16 protein-coding genes and 1 tRNA gene are annotated in these 19,729 nt (G+C 33.4%); 10 read left to right on the top strand and 7 right to left on the bottom strand.

The window, feature by feature from the left end; all coding sequences use genetic code 11:
* Positions 1-161: 161 nt before the first annotated feature.
* The 5 genes from K8B81_RS20505 to K8B81_RS20485 all read left to right on the top strand — a co-directional run bounded on the left by K8B81_RS20505 (position 162) and on the right by K8B81_RS20485 (position 5,380).
* Positions 162-1,376 (top strand): cbb3-type cytochrome c oxidase subunit I, encoded by a 1,215-nt coding sequence (locus K8B81_RS20505; RefSeq protein WP_223683400.1) that lies wholly within the window; start codon positions 162-164, stop codon positions 1,374-1,376.
* Between the two features lie 156 nt (positions 1,377-1,532).
* Positions 1,533-2,792 carry an aminotransferase class I/II-fold pyridoxal phosphate-dependent enzyme gene (locus K8B81_RS20500; protein WP_223683399.1) on the top strand — a complete coding sequence of 420 codons (1,260 nt, stop codon included), beginning with the start codon at positions 1,533-1,535 and terminating at the stop codon, positions 2,790-2,792.
* Positions 2,793-2,909: 117 nt separating this feature from the next.
* Positions 2,910-3,386, top strand: a complete 477-nt coding sequence (locus tag K8B81_RS20495; protein ID WP_223683398.1) for a hypothetical protein — start codon at positions 2,910-2,912, stop codon at positions 3,384-3,386.
* Positions 3,387-3,583: 197 nt separating this feature from the next.
* Complete coding sequence (locus tag K8B81_RS20490) at positions 3,584-4,048, top strand: GNAT family N-acetyltransferase (protein ID WP_223683397.1); 465 nt, start codon at positions 3,584-3,586, stop codon at positions 4,046-4,048.
* A gap of 138 nt (positions 4,049-4,186) precedes the next feature.
* Positions 4,187-5,380 carry an MFS transporter gene (locus K8B81_RS20485; protein WP_317196971.1) on the top strand — a complete coding sequence of 398 codons (1,194 nt, stop codon included), beginning with the start codon at positions 4,187-4,189 and terminating at the stop codon, positions 5,378-5,380.
* Positions 5,381-5,559: 179 nt separating this feature from the next.
* Here the strand turns inward: K8B81_RS20485 and K8B81_RS20480 are convergent, their stop codons facing one another.
* Together K8B81_RS20480 and K8B81_RS20475 are read right to left on the bottom strand one after the other, a co-directional pair.
* Complete coding sequence (locus tag K8B81_RS20480; protein WP_223683395.1) at positions 5,560-5,934, bottom strand: hypothetical protein; 375 nt, start codon at positions 5,932-5,934, stop codon at positions 5,560-5,562.
* A 47-nt stretch (positions 5,935-5,981) separates the two neighbouring features.
* Entirely contained in the window at positions 5,982-7,067 is a 1,086-nt protein-coding gene (locus K8B81_RS20475; RefSeq protein ID WP_223683394.1) for a Ppx/GppA phosphatase family protein, read from the bottom strand.
* A gap of 569 nt (positions 7,068-7,636) precedes the next feature.
* Between K8B81_RS20475 and K8B81_RS20470 the strand changes: the two genes are divergently transcribed.
* A complete protein-coding gene (locus K8B81_RS20470) occupies positions 7,637-8,269 on the top strand; it encodes a response regulator transcription factor (protein ID WP_223683393.1) in 633 nt (210 codons plus the stop codon).
* A gap of 131 nt (positions 8,270-8,400) precedes the next feature.
* On the opposite strand, the gene K8B81_RS20465 is transcribed toward K8B81_RS20470, so the two are convergent.
* From K8B81_RS20465 to K8B81_RS20445, 5 genes are all read right to left on the bottom strand, one after another.
* The gene (locus K8B81_RS20465; RefSeq protein ID WP_223683392.1) at positions 8,401-8,739 is read right to left on the bottom strand and encodes a hypothetical protein; all 339 of its coding nucleotides are present in this window, start codon (positions 8,737-8,739) and stop codon (positions 8,401-8,403) included.
* 208 nt (positions 8,740-8,947) lie between these two features.
* Positions 8,948-12,601 carry a phosphoribosylformylglycinamidine synthase gene (gene purL / locus K8B81_RS20460; protein WP_223683391.1) on the bottom strand — a complete coding sequence of 1,218 codons (3,654 nt, stop codon included), beginning with the start codon at positions 12,599-12,601 and terminating at the stop codon, positions 8,948-8,950.
* A 101-nt stretch (positions 12,602-12,702) separates the two neighbouring features.
* On the bottom strand, positions 12,703-14,550 hold the full coding sequence (locus K8B81_RS20455) for an endonuclease (RefSeq protein ID WP_223683390.1): 1,848 nt from the start codon (positions 14,548-14,550) through the stop codon (positions 12,703-12,705).
* Between the two features lie 180 nt (positions 14,551-14,730).
* Entirely contained in the window at positions 14,731-15,315 is a 585-nt protein-coding gene (locus K8B81_RS20450) for an XAC2610-related protein (protein WP_223683389.1), read from the bottom strand.
* Between the two features lie 49 nt (positions 15,316-15,364).
* A complete protein-coding gene (locus tag K8B81_RS20445; RefSeq protein ID WP_223683388.1) occupies positions 15,365-16,879 on the bottom strand; it encodes a hypothetical protein in 1,515 nt (504 codons plus the stop codon).
* A gap of 126 nt (positions 16,880-17,005) precedes the next feature.
* On the opposite strand from K8B81_RS20445, the gene K8B81_RS20440 reads away from it, so the two are divergent.
* The 4 genes from K8B81_RS20440 (at position 17,006) to K8B81_RS20425 (ending at position 19,457) form a co-directional block, all read left to right on the top strand.
* Complete coding sequence (locus K8B81_RS20440) at positions 17,006-17,437, top strand: PaaI family thioesterase (RefSeq protein WP_223683387.1); 432 nt, start codon at positions 17,006-17,008, stop codon at positions 17,435-17,437.
* Between the two features lie 5 nt (positions 17,438-17,442).
* Positions 17,443-18,507 (top strand): chorismate-binding protein, encoded by a 1,065-nt coding sequence (locus K8B81_RS20435; RefSeq protein WP_223683386.1) that lies wholly within the window; start codon positions 17,443-17,445, stop codon positions 18,505-18,507.
* Between the two features lie 71 nt (positions 18,508-18,578).
* Entirely contained in the window at positions 18,579-19,295 is a 717-nt protein-coding gene (gene bshB1 / locus K8B81_RS20430; protein WP_223683385.1) for a bacillithiol biosynthesis deacetylase BshB1, read from the top strand.
* Positions 19,296-19,383: 88 nt separating this feature from the next.
* Positions 19,384-19,457: transfer RNA gene (locus tag K8B81_RS20425), tRNA-His, on the top strand.
* Positions 19,458-19,729: the final 272 nt, after the last annotated feature.

Below are 19,729 nucleotides of genomic sequence, written 5' to 3'. Positions count from 1 at the left end.
GAAAAAAATAGCGTGCAAACACAAATGGTTTAAACACGCTATAGAGACTAGTTCTATGACTGTCTTGAGCAACAAAATTAATAAAAAATAAGATTTTAGTTGGAAATCAACACAGAATCTTATATGACTTATATGGTTTAATTTTTCTATATCTTTAATATATGAATTCTCAAAAAAGCTGGATACTCTGCTGTTTTTTTAATTTCCTGATTGCCTGCGTTTTCGGATTATTGCTGCGTTTTATGTATCTCTTTCCTTTAGATTTTCTAAACTACAGTTTTCTGCTTCATGCGCATTCGCATGTTGCCATGTTAGGCTGGGTTTATATGATTGTTTTCGTTTTGATTGTTCATTTTTTTATTCCAAAACAGAAAAGCCAGAAACCTATTTACAACCGTTTATTTTGGCTGACAGAATTTTCGGTTATCGGAATGATGATTGCTTTTCCTATCCAGGGATATGCTTTGTTTTCGATTATTTTTTCAACAATGCATATTTTATTGAGCTATGTTTTTTGCCGTTTGGTTTGGAAAGACAGTTTGAGAGATAAATCTCCATCGCAAAGACTTTTATTGGTTTCGATTTTGTTTATTATTGTATCGACTTTTGGTGTTTGGTGCCTTGGGCCGGCCGTAAGCACTTTAGGAAAACAAAGCGCTTTCTATCAGATTGCGATTCAGTTTTTTCTTCATTTTCAGTTTAATGGCTGGTTTATACTGGCAATTTTAGCTTTGTTTTTAAAACAATTTCAGAATAAAATTGATGAGGTTAAGTTTAGTAAATTTTACTTTTTGATGCTTACAGCTACATTACTAACGCTGGCATTTCCGGTTCGATGGTTTATACAAAGTGATGTTTTGAGTTATATTAATGGTTTGGGAGTTTTAATTCAGTTTACTGCTTTTATTTACTTCTATAAAATGCTCAAACCTCAAATCAATCATTTCACAAATACTTTAGGTAAAACAACAAAAAGTGTTTACGTTTTGGCTTTGTGTTCTTTATTTCTGAAAGTCGGAATCCAATTGCTGACTATTTTTCCAAATTTAGCTGAAGTTTCGCATCAAATCAGAAATTTTGTAATTGGATTTATTCACCTAACAACTTTAGGAATTATAACGGGATTTTTGCTTGGGATTTTGCTTCAGAATAAAATGCTTTCTCCCAATTCTACCCTATTAAAAACAGGCGTGAAGTGCTTTATTTCAGGATATATTTTGACAGAAGTTTTGTTGTTTCTTCAGGGCTTGTTTTTCTTTTTTGGAGAAGGAAGTATTTCAGGTTATTATCAGGGTATTTTAATTTTTAGCATTTTTTTGGTGCTGGGGCTGGCTTTAATTATGGCATCTCTAACAACTAAAAGAAGTTTAATTTGATATTTATTTTTTTATGAATTATTTCAGGTTTAGTCTTGTTAAATAGATTATACTGAGTATTTTTCAATAAAAATAAATGACTCTCTGAATTTTAGAATAATAATGATTATTTTTGCTCGCTGATTTAAGTTAAAATTATTACGACATTATTATATTATGGTAAAAGATTTATTCGAAAGAATTCAGGACAATAAAGGACCTTTAGGAAAATGGGCTTCTCAGGCAGAAGGATATTATGTTTTTCCAAAATTAGAAGGTGAATTAGGTCCAAGAATGAAATTTCACGGAAAAGATATTCTAAACTGGAGTTTAAATGATTATTTAGGTTTAGCAAATCATCCGGAAGTTCGTCAGGCAGATACAGAGGCAGCAATACAGTTTGGGGCTGCTTACCCAATGGGAGCGCGTATGATGTCTGGACACACTAAATATCATGAACAATTAGAAAATGAACTGGCTGAATTTGTAATGAAAGAATCAGCTTATTTATTGAATTTTGGTTATCAGGGAATGGTTTCAATCATTGATGCCTTAGTGACTAAAAATGACATTATTGTTTACGATGTAGATTCGCATGCGTGTATCATTGATGGTGTTCGTTTGCACATGGGTAAACGTTTTACCTACAAGCACAATGATCTGGAAAGTATGGAGAAAAACCTCCAGCGTGCTACAAAAATGGCCGAAGAAACAGGCGGAGGTATTTTATTTATTACTGAAGGTGTTTTCGGAATGCGTGGTCAACAGGGAAAATTAAAAGAAATCGTTGCCTTCAAAGAAAAATACAATTTCAGATTATTAGTAGATGATGCACATGGTTTTGGTACTTTAGGAAAAACAGGTGCAGGTGCAGGAGAAGAGCAGGGAGTTCAGGATGGTATTGATGTTTACTTCTCTACTTTTGCAAAATCTATGGCGAATATTGGTGCTTTCGTAGCAGCTGACAAAACAGTTATCGATTATTTAAAATACAATTTACGTTCTCAAATGTTTGCTAAAGCATTACCAATGATTCAGACACTTGGTTCTTTGAAACGTTTGGAATTATTGCGTAAATCTTCTGCTATTAAAGATAAACTTTGGGAAAACGTAAATGCATTGCAAAGTGGCCTTAAAGAAAAAGGATTCAATATTGGTGATACAAACACTTGTATTACACCAGTATATTTAGAAGGAAGTATTCCTGAAGCGATGGTGATGGTAAACGATTTAAGAGAAAACTATGGTATTTTCCTTTCTATCGTTGTGTATCCTGTTATTCCAAAAGGGATTATTTTATTAAGAATGATTCCTACAGCTTCTCACACTTTGGCGGATATTGAAGAGACACTTACAGCGTTCGAAGCTATTCGCGAAAAATTAGTTAATGGTACATACAAAGAGATTGCAGAACGCACTACAGTTGATGTATCTTAATGAAACAAATTCAATTCCTAATATGGAAATTATATAAAAAAAATCCACTCCTGATAAGAGTGGATTTTTTTTATATTGAATTAATTTTATAGGAATAAACAGTAAAAATAAAAAATCATGAAAAAAGTATCAGTATTAATAATCATTATGTTTAGTTTTTTGTCCTGTAAAAAAGAAACAACACAGCCGCAACCTCAAATTACTCCAAGCGCTCCTAAAGAAGCAGAAATTGTAGAGCCTGCAGGAGATCAGTGTTATACATGGAATTCGAATGGAAGTGTAATCGAAATGAGTTTTAACGTAAACTCGCATCAGGAAGTAAATGGAAAGCTAAGCTATAATTTAGCAGGAAAAGACAGAAACGAAGGTACTATAATCGGGAACATGGTTGGCGACACCCTGATTGCTGATTATACATTTAATTCAGAAGGTGTTTCTTCTGTAAGACAGGTTGTGTTTCTGCAAAAAGACGGAACTTTTATCGAAGGATATGGAGAAACTGTTACAGCTAATGATAAGGTAAGTTTTAAAGATAAAAAGAAATTGAAATTTGATTCGAAAAATACATTGACTAAAGTGGACTGTACTGAGTAACTAGTTATAAAACATATAATAAAACAAACGTCCGAATTTTTTTCGGACTTTTTTTGTTTTTATAGCTATTCTCATGTAGTTTTAATTCTACACCAGCATTAATGTTATTCGACTCTAAAGCATCTTTTTTTTCTCGTATAAAAATTAAATTTGCTTTTGTTAAGCTAATGTAAATTAAGCGTTGGTGGAAATTTGATATGAATAAATTAAATGATGTATATGAGATTACCCCTAATGATTTTGACTCGGTAAAAGACATTATTTATGAATCTAAACTAATTGATGAGAAACTGCTTAATTTAGAAAATGCTGTGCTGTTTATTAAAGATAAATTAAGCCGGAATAAGGCAAAAATATTTGTCAAAAAGCAGCAGGATATAGTAGTTGCTTTTGCGGTATTGCATTATAAAATAAACCCATTGTCTATTCTTGAATACAATTGGCATATCTCCTATCTGTATGTCAAAACAGATTTTAGAAGAAAATCAATTGGCAGGGAAATCATGACAGCATGTTTTAACAATGCCCGGATAAATAATGTGAAGCATATTTCATTAAATACTGATACCGAAAATTTTGCAGCGCACCAGCTTTACGAAAGTTTTGGCTTCATCAGGAAAAGTTTTATTTCAAATTATTATTACTACGAAATTAAACTATGACAATATGAAGTTGCTTAAATGTAAAATATCCAATTAAATTTTAGAATAAATATAAGTGCAAAACATATGATAATACGATTACTTAAAAATTATATTAAAAATTTTACGCAGTTTTCTACGGAGGTAAAAGTTCTTGCGGTGACTACATTTGTTAACAGGCTGGGTGCAATGGTTGTACCGTTCCTTTCTAAATACATGCTGGAAGAATTGCACTTTAGTTATAGTCAGATCGGTTGGGTTATGGTTTTTTTTGGTACTGGTTCTTTTATCGGAACGTGGATTAGTGGTAAATTGTCAGATAAAATAGGTTTTTACAAAGTAATGGTGTTTAGTCTTTTCACAAGTGGTTTACTATTTATTCTGCTTCAGTTTCTAACTACTTTTTACAGCTTCTGTTTTGGTGTTTTACTCCTTACCACAATTTCTGATATGTACAGGCCTGCAATGCTGGTTTCATTAGATACTTACGCAGACAAAAAAGAACGTACAAAAGCAATATCCTTAATTCGTTCCTCAGTTAATTTAGGTTTTATGTTTGGGCCTTTGATTGGTGGAATTATTATTACTCTTTCAAATTACAGCTTTTTATTTTACATTGACGGGCTGACCTGTATTTTGAGTATTTTATTATTTGCTTTTTTTGTGAAAGAGAAAAAACTACTCTATAAGCTCAATGCCTTTAAATACTTAAAAGAAGAAAATTCATTACTAGAAGATAAACCATTTTTAATACATCTGGTAGTTACACTGATAACAGGGATATTATTTTTTCAGATGTTTACTACCTTATCCCTTTATTATAAGGAAGTCTTTAACTTTACAAGTGTCGAAAGCGGTTTGTTTCTGGCTTTAAACGGAGTGATAATATTACTTTTTGAACTCTCAATTGTTTCTTTTGTAGAATCGCGAAACATCAATAAACTTCTAATGGTTTCTTACGGCATTCTTGCTATGAGCATTAGTTATTTATTTTTATTGATTGAACACAATGTTACAGCCTTAATTTTGATGATGATTTTTATGACAATTGGTATCATGCTGACTTTTCCGTTTGCTAATTCATTTGTTAAAAAAAGGTCTCTTAAAAAACAGGAAGGTAAATTCATGGCTGCTTTTACAATGAGTTATAGTATTGCCCATATATTAAGTACCAAATCGGGCATGGCAATTATTGAATTGTACGGCTATAAAGCAAACTGGATATTCCTGTCCTGCCTTGGGTTTGCAGGCTTTATTTTGGCATATCAGCTGATCTTTATTGTAAAAAAAGAAAAAGAACATATCAAAGCTAAAATTATTCAATCGCTGTTTTCTGAATCAAAAATAGAGTAGAATAGGATCCGTTTATCACAAACAAATGCCAGCCCAATTTTATTATAGCAATACAATTAAAAAAGCTTATTGAAATAATTCTCAATAAGCTTTTTAATCACGAAGTAAATTTCTCAATTATTTAGGAGAACTTCATTCAGTTTCATCAGATTTAATATTCAGGCAAGATTTGCAAAGCATTATAATTTACCTGAAATCTCTTTTTTGTATTTATTCAGTAAAGCTCTGGTTAATCCTAAATTGGCTTTTGTAGAATCTACTGCTAAATAAATAAAATATTCATTGTTTTCTGAAATGTCAATGATGTGAATCTGTTCTGTAAGCGAAATCATGATTTCATCGATTGATTGGGATAATCCAAGTGCATTTATGGCATTCAGTTTTGCTTTAACTACCTCAAGATTGAAGGCAGAAGCTAGTTCAGGATCAAAACTGGATACTGCGGAATTACTGTAATAAGAAATACCACTTTTAATTTCGGTTATCGCAATTGCGATGTAACCAGGAACGTTTTTCTTAATTTCATCCCCAAACTGTTGTAAAAAATCTGACATTATAAATTGTTTTTAATTGTTTTTATTGAATTTTTTGTTTCTAAATGTTAAAAAACACTCTTAATCTTTTTTGAACGGTCCACTACATACGATACTAACCATGCAATTTGCCCTTCTTTGGCAAAATATATTTTTTTTGACTTCAGATTAGGAATGCTCTCCAGGCTGGCTATCAAAATAGTATTGGCAGCAATTAAATGCCTCTGAGTATAGGTATTTATAACTTTCTCCGCATTTTTATTGGTTTTAGCCAGGTTTTCGTATGCAGTAAAATTATTTTTCAAGACGGCATCATAGTCAATAATGTCCTGCAATTGCAATGGTACGAAATGGTCATCCTCATTATTTTGGTTATAAAAAAGAGTAGTAAAAGCCCAAAGAGCACCGCCTGATAAATAAATTTTCTTTTTATTTAATGAAGTTGGCTTAGATTTTAGCACGTCCTTTATCTTTTCTCTCAGCACAGGAGCGTATTCAAATGCTTTCTCCTTGTAAACAGACATACTATTAATCTCACTTGGGATTACAATGGTTTTATTTATAGCTTCTGTTAAAGTAATCGTACCATATTCCAGGTTTAGAGGGAAAAACTCAAATTTGTTTTCCAGCACATTTACGTATCCTCCTTTGGTATTGCCTCCTCCAATATCAAGGATTAATGCGTCACCATATTCTGTTGGAGGTATAGAACCTTTTAGGAGCATTTTACCCTCAGTATCAGCATCAATAAAATCAAGATCCTTGTTGGTCAGGGATTTTATTTTATTAATTAAATCTGTCGTATTATTCGCCATTGCTACTCCCGAGGAGCCGACAATAAAAATATTTTCATCAGCAACATTATACTTTCTTTTAATGGTCATCAAATTCCCGTAGACAATATTTACCGCATTATTTATATCATCCTGGGCAAGGCTGCCATCAATAGAAATATTTTTAGCAATACCAACATTTTCTGTCCAGAAAGCAATGATGCTGTAATCACCTTTTTTGATATTATTTACATCAATTACCGAAAATTTTATTCCTTTACTTCCAATTTCTATTCCCGCATACATATCTTTTTGGGCAAAAGATTTTAAGGAGAAAAAAAGAATTGCGATTAACAGATAATATATTGATTTTGTATGCATTGTATTTTTTATTGAATACTTTAATTACTGAGTTATTTCTAAATGCAGGGTATCAATTAGTGAAGTTTTTTAAAAGAACAAATTTCACTATTAAAAGGAGAGAAATTTGTAGTCGATCGATTAATCTTGTGTAGAATTAATTCTACAATGTTTTTCTTTCTTTATTTTTTAGCTTTGATAGATAAATGATTCTAACTAATATATCGGATTTAAAATTGTATTTATATTGCTTTGATATTTTAAAGGTTCATTCTGCTAAATATTTTAAAGGCCTTCATCTACAGAAAATTCTCGTTTTTTTTTTAAATAATAACGTTATACAACGATTTAAAAACTTAAATCCTGAAAATCCCGTATATGTTATTAAATTTAATTGCTGAAATATGTTTATCTATGAATTTTGTTAATGATAAATCAGGTTTTATTAATGATTAACTAAAGTCATGCTAGCAGATTAGTGATTAAATGGATAATTTATAATAGAAATTTACCATATTACATCAATTTGAATTTTGAGATAGTAGTATTAATTAAGAAAAATTTGTACTTCGAAATTGTTTTATAGCCCCATGAAAAATAAATTTAAAGTTTTACTAGTTGACGATCATAGCGTAGTGCGGCATGGTCTTTCTTTGTTATTGAAAAGCATTTGCAAAGAGGTTGAAATTGCCCATGCTGATAGTTTTGAAGATCTTCTAAGTAAATTAAAAGAAAACCAGGATTTAATTTTTTTAGACATCAGTATTCCAGGAGGCAATAGTACAAAAATGGTTCAGGAGATTCGGTTAAAATATCCGGACTTGTTGATTATGATGTTTTCTGCTTATGATGAATCGCATTACGCTCTGCGTTATATCCATGCAGGAGCCAATGGTTTTTTAAATAAATACAGTAAAGATGAAGAAATTATTCAGGCCATTGAATCTGTAATTAAAACAGGCAAATATATAAGCAACGTTGTAAAAAATAAAATTATCGAAAATGCTTTGTATAATCTGCCAGTAAATCCCTTAGAAAAACTGTCGGAGAGGGAAATCGAAGTAGCAGAACTTCTGGTCGGCGGGGATGGAAATATCGAAATATCCAATAAATTAAATATCCAAATGACAACTGTCAGCACTTTCAAAAGCAGGATTTTTGAAAAACTCGGAATTAATAATGTGGTTAAGTTGATTGATATTTTGAAGATTTACAATAATTAAAAATGAATCATTACAATGATTTAGAGCAGGCCAAATGTTTATTGTACATTGTAATCCTCGTAAATTTTTGTTCTTTCGCCCATCAAAAACATTTTTTTCTTAAGAAAATGAATAGAAAACTGGCTGTACATCTATTCGTCGCTGTCTTCTGTTCTGTACCAAAATGTATATGAGGCACTGTTATATCCGTCTTTACGTATAGCGGTGCCTTCCCAGTTGCATTCGATTCCCCAATTTATTTTTTTCTTCGTCATATCGTCATATTGGATCACGCCGGTTCCATCTTCATTTAAAACCGTGCTTGGCTCTTTTTTGTCAGGAGGCAGGAATGTACCCGTGATATGATAAGGAAGTGTAGTGGTGATATAATGCTCTTTTGACTTATATACGATTTGATCAACCTGAACTTGTGAATGTGATTTTACAATAACAAAAAATAAGATAAAAAGGAATGTTTTTAGGAATTTCATTTTACGTAGGTTTTGGGTTTTGAACTCTTTTTGAAATGGGTATTTCTTTGGCTAATATACTTTAATTTTTGCAAGAAAATAACTGTTCATTTTTGAATTTAACTTAAAAGTTACACGCAATATTACCTTAGAACTTATAATAATTTAAAAAAAAAAAGCCTCAGCAATACATTTTGCTGAGGCTGTCTATGGTAGTAAAAAATTAAATTTAGTTTTTCTCAATCCATTTTCTGGCGTTTACAAACGCTTCATGCCATGGAGAAACTTCGTCGTTTCTGTCTTTTGGATAATGCGCCCAGTTCCATTGGAAAGTTGAACGCTCAATGTGAGGCATCATCACCAAATGTCTTCCGGTTTTGTCGCACATCATTGCCGTGTTGTAATCAGAACCGTTAGGGTTTGCTGGATATCCTTCGTAAGCATATTTAGAAACAATGTTGTATTGATCTTCAGCATAAGGCAATTTGAATTTACCTTCTCCGTGAGAAACCCAAACTCCCAAAGTGCTTCCGGCCAAAGTCGATAACATAACCGAATTGTTTTCCTGAACTTTTACAGAAGTAAAGATACTTTCGTGTTTCTGGCTTTCGTTATGGTGCATTTTTCCGTGAATTTCGTGTTCCGGATTAATTACTTCTAATTCCATAAACAACTGGCATCCGTTACAGATTCCGACAGATAAAGTATCTTCTCTTTTGAAGAAATTGTCTAAAGCAGTTTTTGCTTTTTCGTTGTATAAGAAAGCTCCAGCCCAACCTTTAGCAGAACCTAAAACGTCTGAGTTAGAGAATCCACCAACTGCTCCAATAAACTGAATATCTTCAAGCGTTTCACGACCAGAAATTAAATCCGTCATGTGAACATCTTTTACATCAAATCCAGCCAAATACATAGCATTTGCCATTTCACGCTCAGAGTTACTTCCTTTTTCACGAATAATTGCTGCTTTTGGTCTTGGTTTAGAATTGTCGATTTCTGGTTTTTTTCCTGTAAAATGCGCAGGGAAAGTATAATTTAAAACCTGATTTTTATAGTTTTCAAAACGAGCTTTTGCTGTTCCGTTTTTAGATTGTTTTTGATCTAATAAATAAGAAGTTTCGAACCAAACATCTCTATATGTTGGAATGTCTAATTTATAATCTCCAAATTCCAAACTTGCAGTTTCCTGAACTGAACCTAATTTGAAGAATTCAATGTTATTAGCATTTAACTTAGCTTCAACAGCTGCATCCGATTTTGCTTGGAATACGATTGCAATGTTTTCTGCGAAAAGGATTTTCAATAAATCTTTTTCTGCGAAAGCGCTGAAATCAATTTTTGCTCCCAAATTCACATCAGCAAAACACATTTCTAATAAAGTCGTGATCAAACCGCCACTTCCAATATCGTGTCCGGCTAAAATTTGGTTTTCACCAATTAATTCCTGAATCGTATTAAATGCATTTTTAAAGAAAGCCGAATCTTTAATTGTAGAAGTTTCGTTTCCGATTGTGTTTCTAATTTGTGCAAAAGACGAACCTCCTAATTTGAAATCATCCTGAGACAAATTGATATAATAAATTGAATCTCCGTCTTTTTGTAAAACAGGTTCAACCACTTTTCTAATGTCTGTACAGTTTCCGGCAGCAGAAATAATAACCGTTCCCGGCGCAATTACTTCGTCGTTTGGATATTTTTGTTTCATTGAAAGTGAATCTTTTCCAGTCGGAATATTGATTCCCAATTCGATTGCAAAATCTGAACAAGCCTGAACAGCTTCGTATAAACGAGCGTCTTCACCTTCGTTTTTACAAGCCCACATCCAGTTTGCAGAAAGAGAAACACCTTTTATTCCGTTAATAATTGGAGCCCAAACTAAGTTAGATAATGATTCTGCAATTGCATTTCTGGAACCTGCAGCAGGGTCAATCAAAGCTGCAATAGGAGCGTGCCCGATAGAAGTTGCGATTCCTTCTTTTCCTAAATAATCCAAAGCCATTACACCCACATTGTTCAAAGGCAATTGTAACGGACCTGCATTTTGCTGTTTCGCTACTTTTCCACCGACACAACGATCCACTTTGTTTGTTAACCAGTCTTTAGAAGCAACAGCCTCTAAACGTAAAACATCTTTTAAGTAGCTTTCAAAATCCCCTGCGTTGTAAGCAACATCAGCATATTTACGATCTACTTTTTTATCTGTCATGATGGTTTTAGGCGAACTTCCGAAGAAATCTTCTAAAGCATAATCCATTGGTTTAGAACCGTTAGATTTTGATTCGAAAGTAAAACGGTGATCTCCCGTTACATCTCCAACTTCGTACATTGGTGAACGCTCTCTGTCAGCGATTCTCTGTAAAGTATCGATGTCTTTTTGACCAATAACCAATCCCATTCTTTCCTGAGATTCGTTACCAATAATTTCTTTTGCAGAAAGAGTAGGGTCTCCAACAGGCAATTTATCTAAATCGATCAAACCTCCAGTCTCTTCAACCAATTCAGAAAGACAGTTTAAGTGTCCGCCAGCACCGTGATCGTGAATCGAAACAATTGGGTTATTGTCGCTTTCTACCAAACCACGAATCGCATTTGCAGCACGCTTTTGCATCTCCGGATTTGAACGCTGAATCGCATTCAATTCAATTCCTGAACCAAAAGCGCCTGTATCTGCAGAAGAAACCGCAGCACCACCCATTCCGATTCTATAATTTTCCCCACCAAGAATTACGATTTTATCGCCTTCTTGTGGTTTGTTTTTTATAGCTTGATTTAATTTTCCGTAACCAATTCCACCCGCTTGCATGATTACTTTATCGTAACCAATTTTTCTGTTTTCTTCTTCGTGTTCAAAAGTTAAAACAGAACCTGTAATAAGCGGCTGCCCAAATTTATTTCCGAAATCAGAAGCCCCGTTTGAAGCTTTGATCAAAATATCCATTGGAGTTTGGTACAACCATTTTCTTTCTTCCACTGCATTTTCCCATTTTCTGTCGTTGTTCAAACGAGAATATGAAGTCATGTAAACAGCAGTTCCAGCTAAAGGAAGTGAACCTTGTCCTCCTGCTAAACGATCACGTATTTCTCCTCCAGATCCTGTTGCAGCACCATTGAAAGGCTCAACAGTTGTTGGGAAATTGTGTGTTTCGGCTTTTAAAGATAAAACCGAATCAAATTCTTTTATTTCGTAAAAATCAGGTTTATCAGCCGATTTTGGTGCAAATTGCTGCACTTTTGGTCCTTTTACAAAAGCAACGTTGTCTTTGTAAGCAGACACAATATCGTTAGGGTTTTCCTGTGATGTTTTTTTGATTAATTTAAAAAGAGAAGTTTCTTTTTCTTCACCATCGATAACAAATGTTCCGTTGAAAATTTTGTGACGGCAGTGCTCTGAATTCGCTTGTGAGAAAGCAAAAATCTCAGAGTCAGTTAGTTTTCTTCCAAGTTTTGCAGAAAGATTGTTTAAGTAATCAACTTCTTCTTCGCTTAAAGCTAAACCTTCAACTTTGTTGTAAGTCGCAATATCATCAATTTCCAAAATTGGTTCTGGCTGAATGTTGATCGTGAAGATTTCCTGATCTAATTCGTTGAATTTTTGAGAAAGCATCGGATCAAAATCGGTGAAGGTTTCGGTTGCAGGATGAAATTCTTCAATTCTGATAATGCCCGGAATTCCCATATTTTGAGTGATTTCTACAGCATTTGTGCTCCAAGGGGTAATCATTGTAGCACGCGGACCAACAAAAAATCCTGTTAATGCAGATTTTTCTATCTTACTTGCGTTGGCAAAAAGCCAGTTTAATTTTGAAATGTCTTGAGCTGAAATTTCGTTTTGCGTTTGTACGGCAAAAACAGTTTTGCTTTGGTTTTCAAAGAAATGGATCATTTGTGTAGTTTGTTGTTTTGAAGGTGCAAATTTAGTCAATTCAATTCAATAAAAAAAGCGGCAATTTGCCGCTTTTTATTTAATGAAAATGTAACTTTTATTTAGTTGATTATTATCTTTTTGGTCACTGTTTTTTCTTCTTGTATAATTTTTAGAATGTAAGTTCCTCTAGCAAGATTGCTTACTGTGATTTCCGAATCTTTTGTATTCTGTTTTTCGAAATTTTTTTGTCCTGAAAGTGAAATAATCTCAATTGAATACGGTTTGTCTGAATTACCCAGCCTGATATTTAGATTGCCATCAGAAGGATTTGGATAAATTAAAATTTTATTTGAATCTGAAATAATTTCTTCGTTTTCTATTTCAGCAATTAGTGTTTTTTTGCTTGCTAAATTATTGCAGGTATCTTGTGAAAACGAATCCCATTGAGTGTTTAAGTTGAAAGTTGTGCTTGGAGAAGTTACAGTTGATTTTCTTCTTAAAGTGACATCAGCTGCAAAATTGGCTGTTCCGCCTGAAAATGTTCCGATGATGTCAATCAAAATGCCATTTTTGAATAAACCAACAGCATCATTTCCGTTAAAAGTAAGTTCTGTTACCGTTGTTGAAATATTAGCAGAACTCGTAGAAAAACAGCTTGATGACATTGAACTGTTTACCACAACAAATTTGTTTCCTGTTGCTAAAGTTCCAGTTAACGCTAATCCTATGCTCCATGAACCAGCACCGTTTGTCTGTTTTTTAATCGTGTAAGCAGATAAGTTTACAGAACTTCCAGTATTGTTGGCAATTTCTAAAGCTTTATTATTTCCTGAACCTTCAATATATTCAGAGAAAAGCAAATCTGTCGCAGTTCCTGTTCCGCTGCTGTTGGTTGTAACCGAAATGGTATTGCTTGAAGCAGAAGCATTTCCGGCCGCATCTTTTGCTTTTACATAAATTGAATAAGCAGTAGATGCTGTTAATCCTGTAATAATAGCTGTTGTTCCTGAAACAGTTGTTTTTAAAACACTATTTGCATAAACATCATACCCTGTTACGGCTATATTATCTGTAGAGGCTGTCCAGCTAAGTGAAATTGAAGTTGCCGTTTTTGTGGTTGAAGCTAAACTTGTTGGAGTTGTTGGGGCTTGAGTATCTCCGGAAGGAGGAGTTCCGCCCCAAATTTGATTTACATATTCAGGATGATCAATGTATGGATTTCTGTTATTTTGGCGGGCATAAATTGCATTATTTCTCGCAATTTCTCTTGCACTCACAGGATCCTGCGCATGCCAGGATAACAAAACATTTAAAAATGCTGTTGTAAATGTTTGGTTGCTGGAGCCATTAAACATGGCATAGGAATATCCGGCAACTGTATTTTCATACCTTGTGGCAAAGTAAAAATACATTCTCGCAATATCACCTTTAAAAGCGTTTACAGGTTCAAAAACAGTTCCTGAATATCCTGAAACTGCACTTGATCCTAATTTGCTTCCATTTTGAGAAGTATAAGTGGCAGAACTTACGTTTCCATGCGGATAATTAGAACGTACTCCGTTTACTTTTCCATCTGTTGGTGTTATAAAATGTGCATCGGCAACCATTGGCGACTGTTCATTAAAAACAGACTGCGGAATAATGTGTTCTCTATTGTAGCAATCGCCTTCAACAGAATAGTTTCCACATCGTTGCGTCGTTCCAGTTGTATAAGTATACGGATCAGTTCCTGATGGATTTTCAGAATACATGTCCAGAATAGTTCCGTCGTTTTCGTAAAAATTATCAACGTCAGAGGTTAGATAAGTGGTATATAAACCTGCATAACCATTATTAGTATGGCCTTTAATAATGTTATACAATTGTGTTTTTAAAGTGTAGCCCGTTCCGGTTGCAGTATTGTAATAACCAGAAGGAATTTGAGAAAAACCAATAACAGAAAACAGTAAAAAGTAGTTTTTTTTCATAATTATAGTTTTAAAGATTTGGTTTGAATAGAGTTTTAAATAATTGAATTTTAATTACTTAAAATTTTATTGTATCAAAAATACTATTTTTATGAATCGAAAACGTTAACTGATGTTTAAATTTAGATGTATTTCTTGCGGTTGTTTTTCTTAGTTGTAAAGGCTCAAAGAAACAAAGACTTATTTTTTTGCTGAAATCTTTTTAATTGCTTTTTGATATTCTTTTTTATATTTACTGCTTCCATCATCGGTAATTTCGATTTTGTAATCATCAATTTTATTGTTTTTGATGGTGTAGAATCCAGTCCAGTTTCTGCCGGACATCACATGGCTTTCAATAATTTTATATTTTGAATTATAACCAGGGTTTTTAATTTCTTCAAAGCCCTTAACTTTTTTGAAACTATTGGTTTTTAAATTGTATAAATAGAGGTTATAAGTCCAGTTACTTCTCACATCAGAAATATTTTGAATCAAAATATCTTTAATACTATCGTTGTTGTAATCCTGGAATTTTATTTCCTGCAAAAGACTAAAAATGGAATCTTTTATCAGTACAGAATTTTTGCCATTTAGTTTTTGGCTGATGGTTAAAATTGAATTTTTCTCGCCGAAATAGCCTTGTTTTTCAGTTTCAAATTTTTTTAATTTTATTGTAATTCCTTTGCCTTTATAAATAGAATCACATTTGACAATTGTTGTATTTTGAGCAAATGTAGTGCTGGAAATTAACAGAGATAATAGCAATAAAAAATTTGACTTCATATATATTAGGCATAATACTATTTTAAGTGTAAAAACTTTAATTAAAATTTTATTTTTTCGGAAAATCTTTATTTTGATAAGCACCCAAATCAGGAGGAGAGGTCCTTGTGTTTCCGATAATATCCAGCGGAATATTATATGCCTGATTTCCTTTCGCGAAAGCGGCAGAAGTATTGTCAATGTTAAGTTTATTCAGGTTAATGTTGAAAAACTTCGGGTTTTCGTTTAAAATAATAGCGTTATAATGTGCTGTATCTGTTCCAAATTGATAATCAGGATTTGATGTGCTGCCAAATTTCAGCAAACAATTATTTAACTGATAAGCAAAAGCCGTATTTGCATTTTTATCTAAATTGAATTCGTTGCTATTCGAACCATAAATGATACAATTATTAAAAGTAGCCTGAGTAAGCGGATTCGTTTCCGGTGTTGCACCTGACAGTTTGTTACTTAAATTAACAGCAAATTGTTGTCCGCCGGACCAGGTGTTATTAAATGTGCAGTGAGTAAATTTATAATCGCCTCCGTAAACGCATGATAAAGTTGCCAAGCCGGCATAATTTATAACGATATTTTCTCCGTTAATTTTAGCGTTTTGAGCCAGGATTCCATAATTGGAACAATCGTAAATCTGCGTATTTTTAATCTGAAAAGTGGTGGCATCCTGATTTCGTATATCCAGACCAATTTTAGCATTCTTTAGAGTTAAATGATTGATGGAATGATTCGTACTTCCGTCAGCGAATATAACCGAATTCCATTGTCCGGGAACATCAGAATATTCAGGTTCTAAGCGATCGCCTTCAAAAATAACTTCTTTTTCTAAATTCTTAGTTGTAGATATATTTCCATTGACTTGAAATGAAGCTTTATTGCTTATATAGAGTCCTGAATTATCATGAAAATGCACTCTGGCCCCTGCTTCAAAAGTTACCGTTTTGTTTTCGGGAACTCCTGCATATCCGTAAATTACGTAAGGTTTATTATTTGTAAAAAGTAACTCATTTCCGTTTGTTTCATCATTTTCATCCAGATAAAATCCGTCAACGTCTTTACCGTCAATCTCAATTTTTTCTTTGGATCCATCAGGATTTTTCTTCGGATATAAAAATACAGCATCCTGAATTAGAGTTACCAAAGCTACTTTTTGCAGATTTGAGCCGCTGTCAAACTGAATTTCATCGGTATATAAAAAATCAACTGGATTAGCATCGGTAATATCTGCTGTGGTTTCGATAAAAATATACAAACTGTCTTTGGCTAAAAGCGTCACATTGTTGAAAATCTTGCCATTATTTCCGTTCATTCCATCAACGGTCATTCGGTATTTTGAGTTCAAACCGTTTTTTAACTTAATAACCGGAATGTTGATATCGTCTTTACCTCGGTTATAAACTTTTAAGTTATAAGTGCTCGATCCGATGTTTTTAAAAACGGTATCCAAATAAACAGTGTCTTTTGAAAATTCTAAATCCCCTGAACTGGCAACAGTATCAAAATCAGTCCGGCATGAACTGGCAGTTAAAAGGATCCCGAAAATAAAGAGCACAAAATAATGACGCATTTGATTTGTTTTTCTGTAAAAATAACAAAAATCTGATACGCGAAAAGGGATTTTTAATTTTAGAATCGCATTTTCTAAATAGTGTCTTATCTTTTATTTAATTTTACGATTTTAAAGCTAATTTTAATGAATTATACAAAAGAACAGATTTTAGCATATTGCAATGAGTTTTCGAAAAACACCTTGATGGAAACGCTAAAAATAGAATATATCGACGCCGGAGAAGATTTTTTGACCGCCAAAATGCCTGTAAATCCATCTGTTCATCAGCCTATGGGATTGTTGCATGGAGGAGCTTCCGTTGCTCTGGCAGAAAGTGTTGGTAGTGCCGCTTCTCATTTTTTTATCAATGCAAAAGAGCAGGAAGTGCGCGGAATAGAAATTTCGGCAAACCATTTAAAAAGTATTCGGGAGGGAGTTGTTTTTGGAACAGCCCGCATAATCCACAAAGGCAGAAGCCTTCATCTTTGGGAAATCAAAATTACCGATGAAGCTGGTAATTTGATTTCGCTTTGTAAACTGACGAATATTGTTTTAGAGAAAAAGAAAGCAGAATAATGAGCATGAATAATTTTTTCTCAAAAATAATACAACATTACAATCAAAATTTACCTTTTGTACTTTATTCAAAACCTAATGCTTCAAATCTTATTGGGTTTTTACAACGAAATGATACTTTATATAAAGTTTCAGATTATAGCGAAAAAGGATTTGTTTTTGCTTCTTTTGATGAAAAACAGTTGATTTTAATTCCGGAAAGTGAATCCGAAATTATTAGAATTGATAAGGAGGAAACAGGATTTGAATCGGTTGAAACTGATGATCTGAATTTGAATCCTGAGGCGAAAAAGCAATATGAAGAATTAGTTGCAAAAGGAATTGAAGCAATTAAAAACGGTGAATTCAAAAAGGTAGTGTTATCCAGAAGTGAGGCTGTAGATTTAGCAGATTTTGATTTTATTTTGGCATTTCAGCATTTGGTACAATTATATCCGACCACTTTTACATATTGTTTTTTTCATCCAAAAATCGGACTTTGGATGGGAGCAACGCCGGAACAATTGCTGAAAGCAAACGGAAATGTTTTTGAAACAACAGCTCTGGCCGGAACACAGAAGGCAGATTTGGAAACAGAAATTCTCTGGCAGCAAAAAGAAAAAGACGAACAACAATACGTAACCGATTTTATTGTAAAACGTTTACGAGAAGTTGCCAATTCTGTTGTGGTTTCAGAACCTTATAGTCTCAAAGCAGGATCGATCTGGCATATTAAAACGGATATTTCGGGTGTATTAAAGGATAATTCTACTTTGGAGGAAGTAATTGATACTTTACATCCAACACCGGCAGTCTGTGGTTTGCCAAAGAAAAAAGCAAAAACCTTTATTTTAGAAAACGAAAATTACAACAGGACTTTTTATACCGGTTTCCTGGGAGAATTAAACAGCAGTTTTTTAGAAGGCAATGCAAGTTCTGATTTATTCGTAAATTTACGAAGTATGCAAATTCAGGAAAACAAAGCTATTTTGTATATGGGCTGCGGAATAACCAAAGAAAGTATTCCTGAAAAAGAGTGGGAGGAAAGCGTTAATAAATCGATGACGATGAAAAGAGTTTTAAAAAAATAGTTTCAGGTTTCCAGTTTCAGGTTCTATGCGTAACCTGAAACCTGAAACAAAACAAACAAAAAACAAAAAAAATGAAATTAGATATATTAGCCTTTGGAGCACATCCTGACGATGTGGAATTAGGTTGTGCAGGAACCATTTTAAAGGAAGTATCGCTTGGTAAAAGAGTAGGTATTGTTGATTTGACACGTGGAGAATTAGGTACACGTGGAACAGCAGAAACCAGGGATCAGGAAGCAAAAGCGGCAGCTGGAATTTTAGGGGTTGTAGTGCGGGAAAATTTACGTATGCGGGATGGATTTTTTACTAATGATGAAAAACACCAGTTAGAAGTCATAAAAATGATTCGCAAATATAAACCTGAGATTGTTTTGTGTAACGCAATTGACGATCGTCATATTGATCACGGAAAGGGGAGTAAATTGGTTTCTGATTCTTGTTTTTTATCAGGATTAATGAAAATTGAAACTTCGTTAAACGGAGAGAAACAGGAAGCCTGGAGACCTAAAGTCGTGTATCATTATATTCAATGGAAAAATATCGAGCCTGATTTTGTAGTAGATATTACTGGTTTTGAAGAAAAGAAGGTAGAAGCAATCCTGGCGTATAAAACGCAATTTTATGATCCGGATTCTAAAGAGCCGGCAACACCCATTACAAGTAAAAATTTCCTGGAAAGTTTAAATTACAGGGCTCAGGATTTGGGAAGGCTGGTTAATAAAGATTTTGCAGAAGGTTTTACTGTGGAAAGATGTTTGGCTGTCAGTAGCTTACAGGATTTGATGTAAAAAGGTGCATTTTTTTTTAAATTTTTCTTTGTAGAAGTAAACCTTTGTTATATATTTGCACTCGCTAAGCAGAAATGCTGGTTAAATGGTGGTTGTAGCTCAGTTGGTTAGAGTAGCGGTTTGTGGTGCCGCGGGTCGCCGGTTCGAACCCGGTCAGCCACCCAGAAATTTAAAGCCTTGAAGAAATTCAGGGCTTTTTTTGTGGAATAAATTTTTTCGATAATTGTTGCCTGATTTTTAAGAAAACAAATCCATTCCCAAATGTATTGGGATTCAATTTAATAATGAAGCCAAAACACTGTTGCAAAAAAAAGAGGCTGTCTCAAAAGTGAGGCAGCTTTTTTTGTGGCATAAAAAAAAGGAAAGTTTTCGCTTTCCTAATTCTTGCAATTTAATTAAATTGCGGTGTGTGTATAGCTTCAAAAGTAGTCTTT

The organism is Flavobacterium hibisci (assembly GCF_020026925.1).
In the GTDB taxonomy this organism is placed as follows: Bacteria; Bacteroidota; Bacteroidia; order Flavobacteriales; family Flavobacteriaceae; genus Flavobacterium; species Flavobacterium hibisci.
Note: the sequence above shows the minus strand (reverse complement) of the source record. Positions and strands in the feature narration are given on the sequence as shown.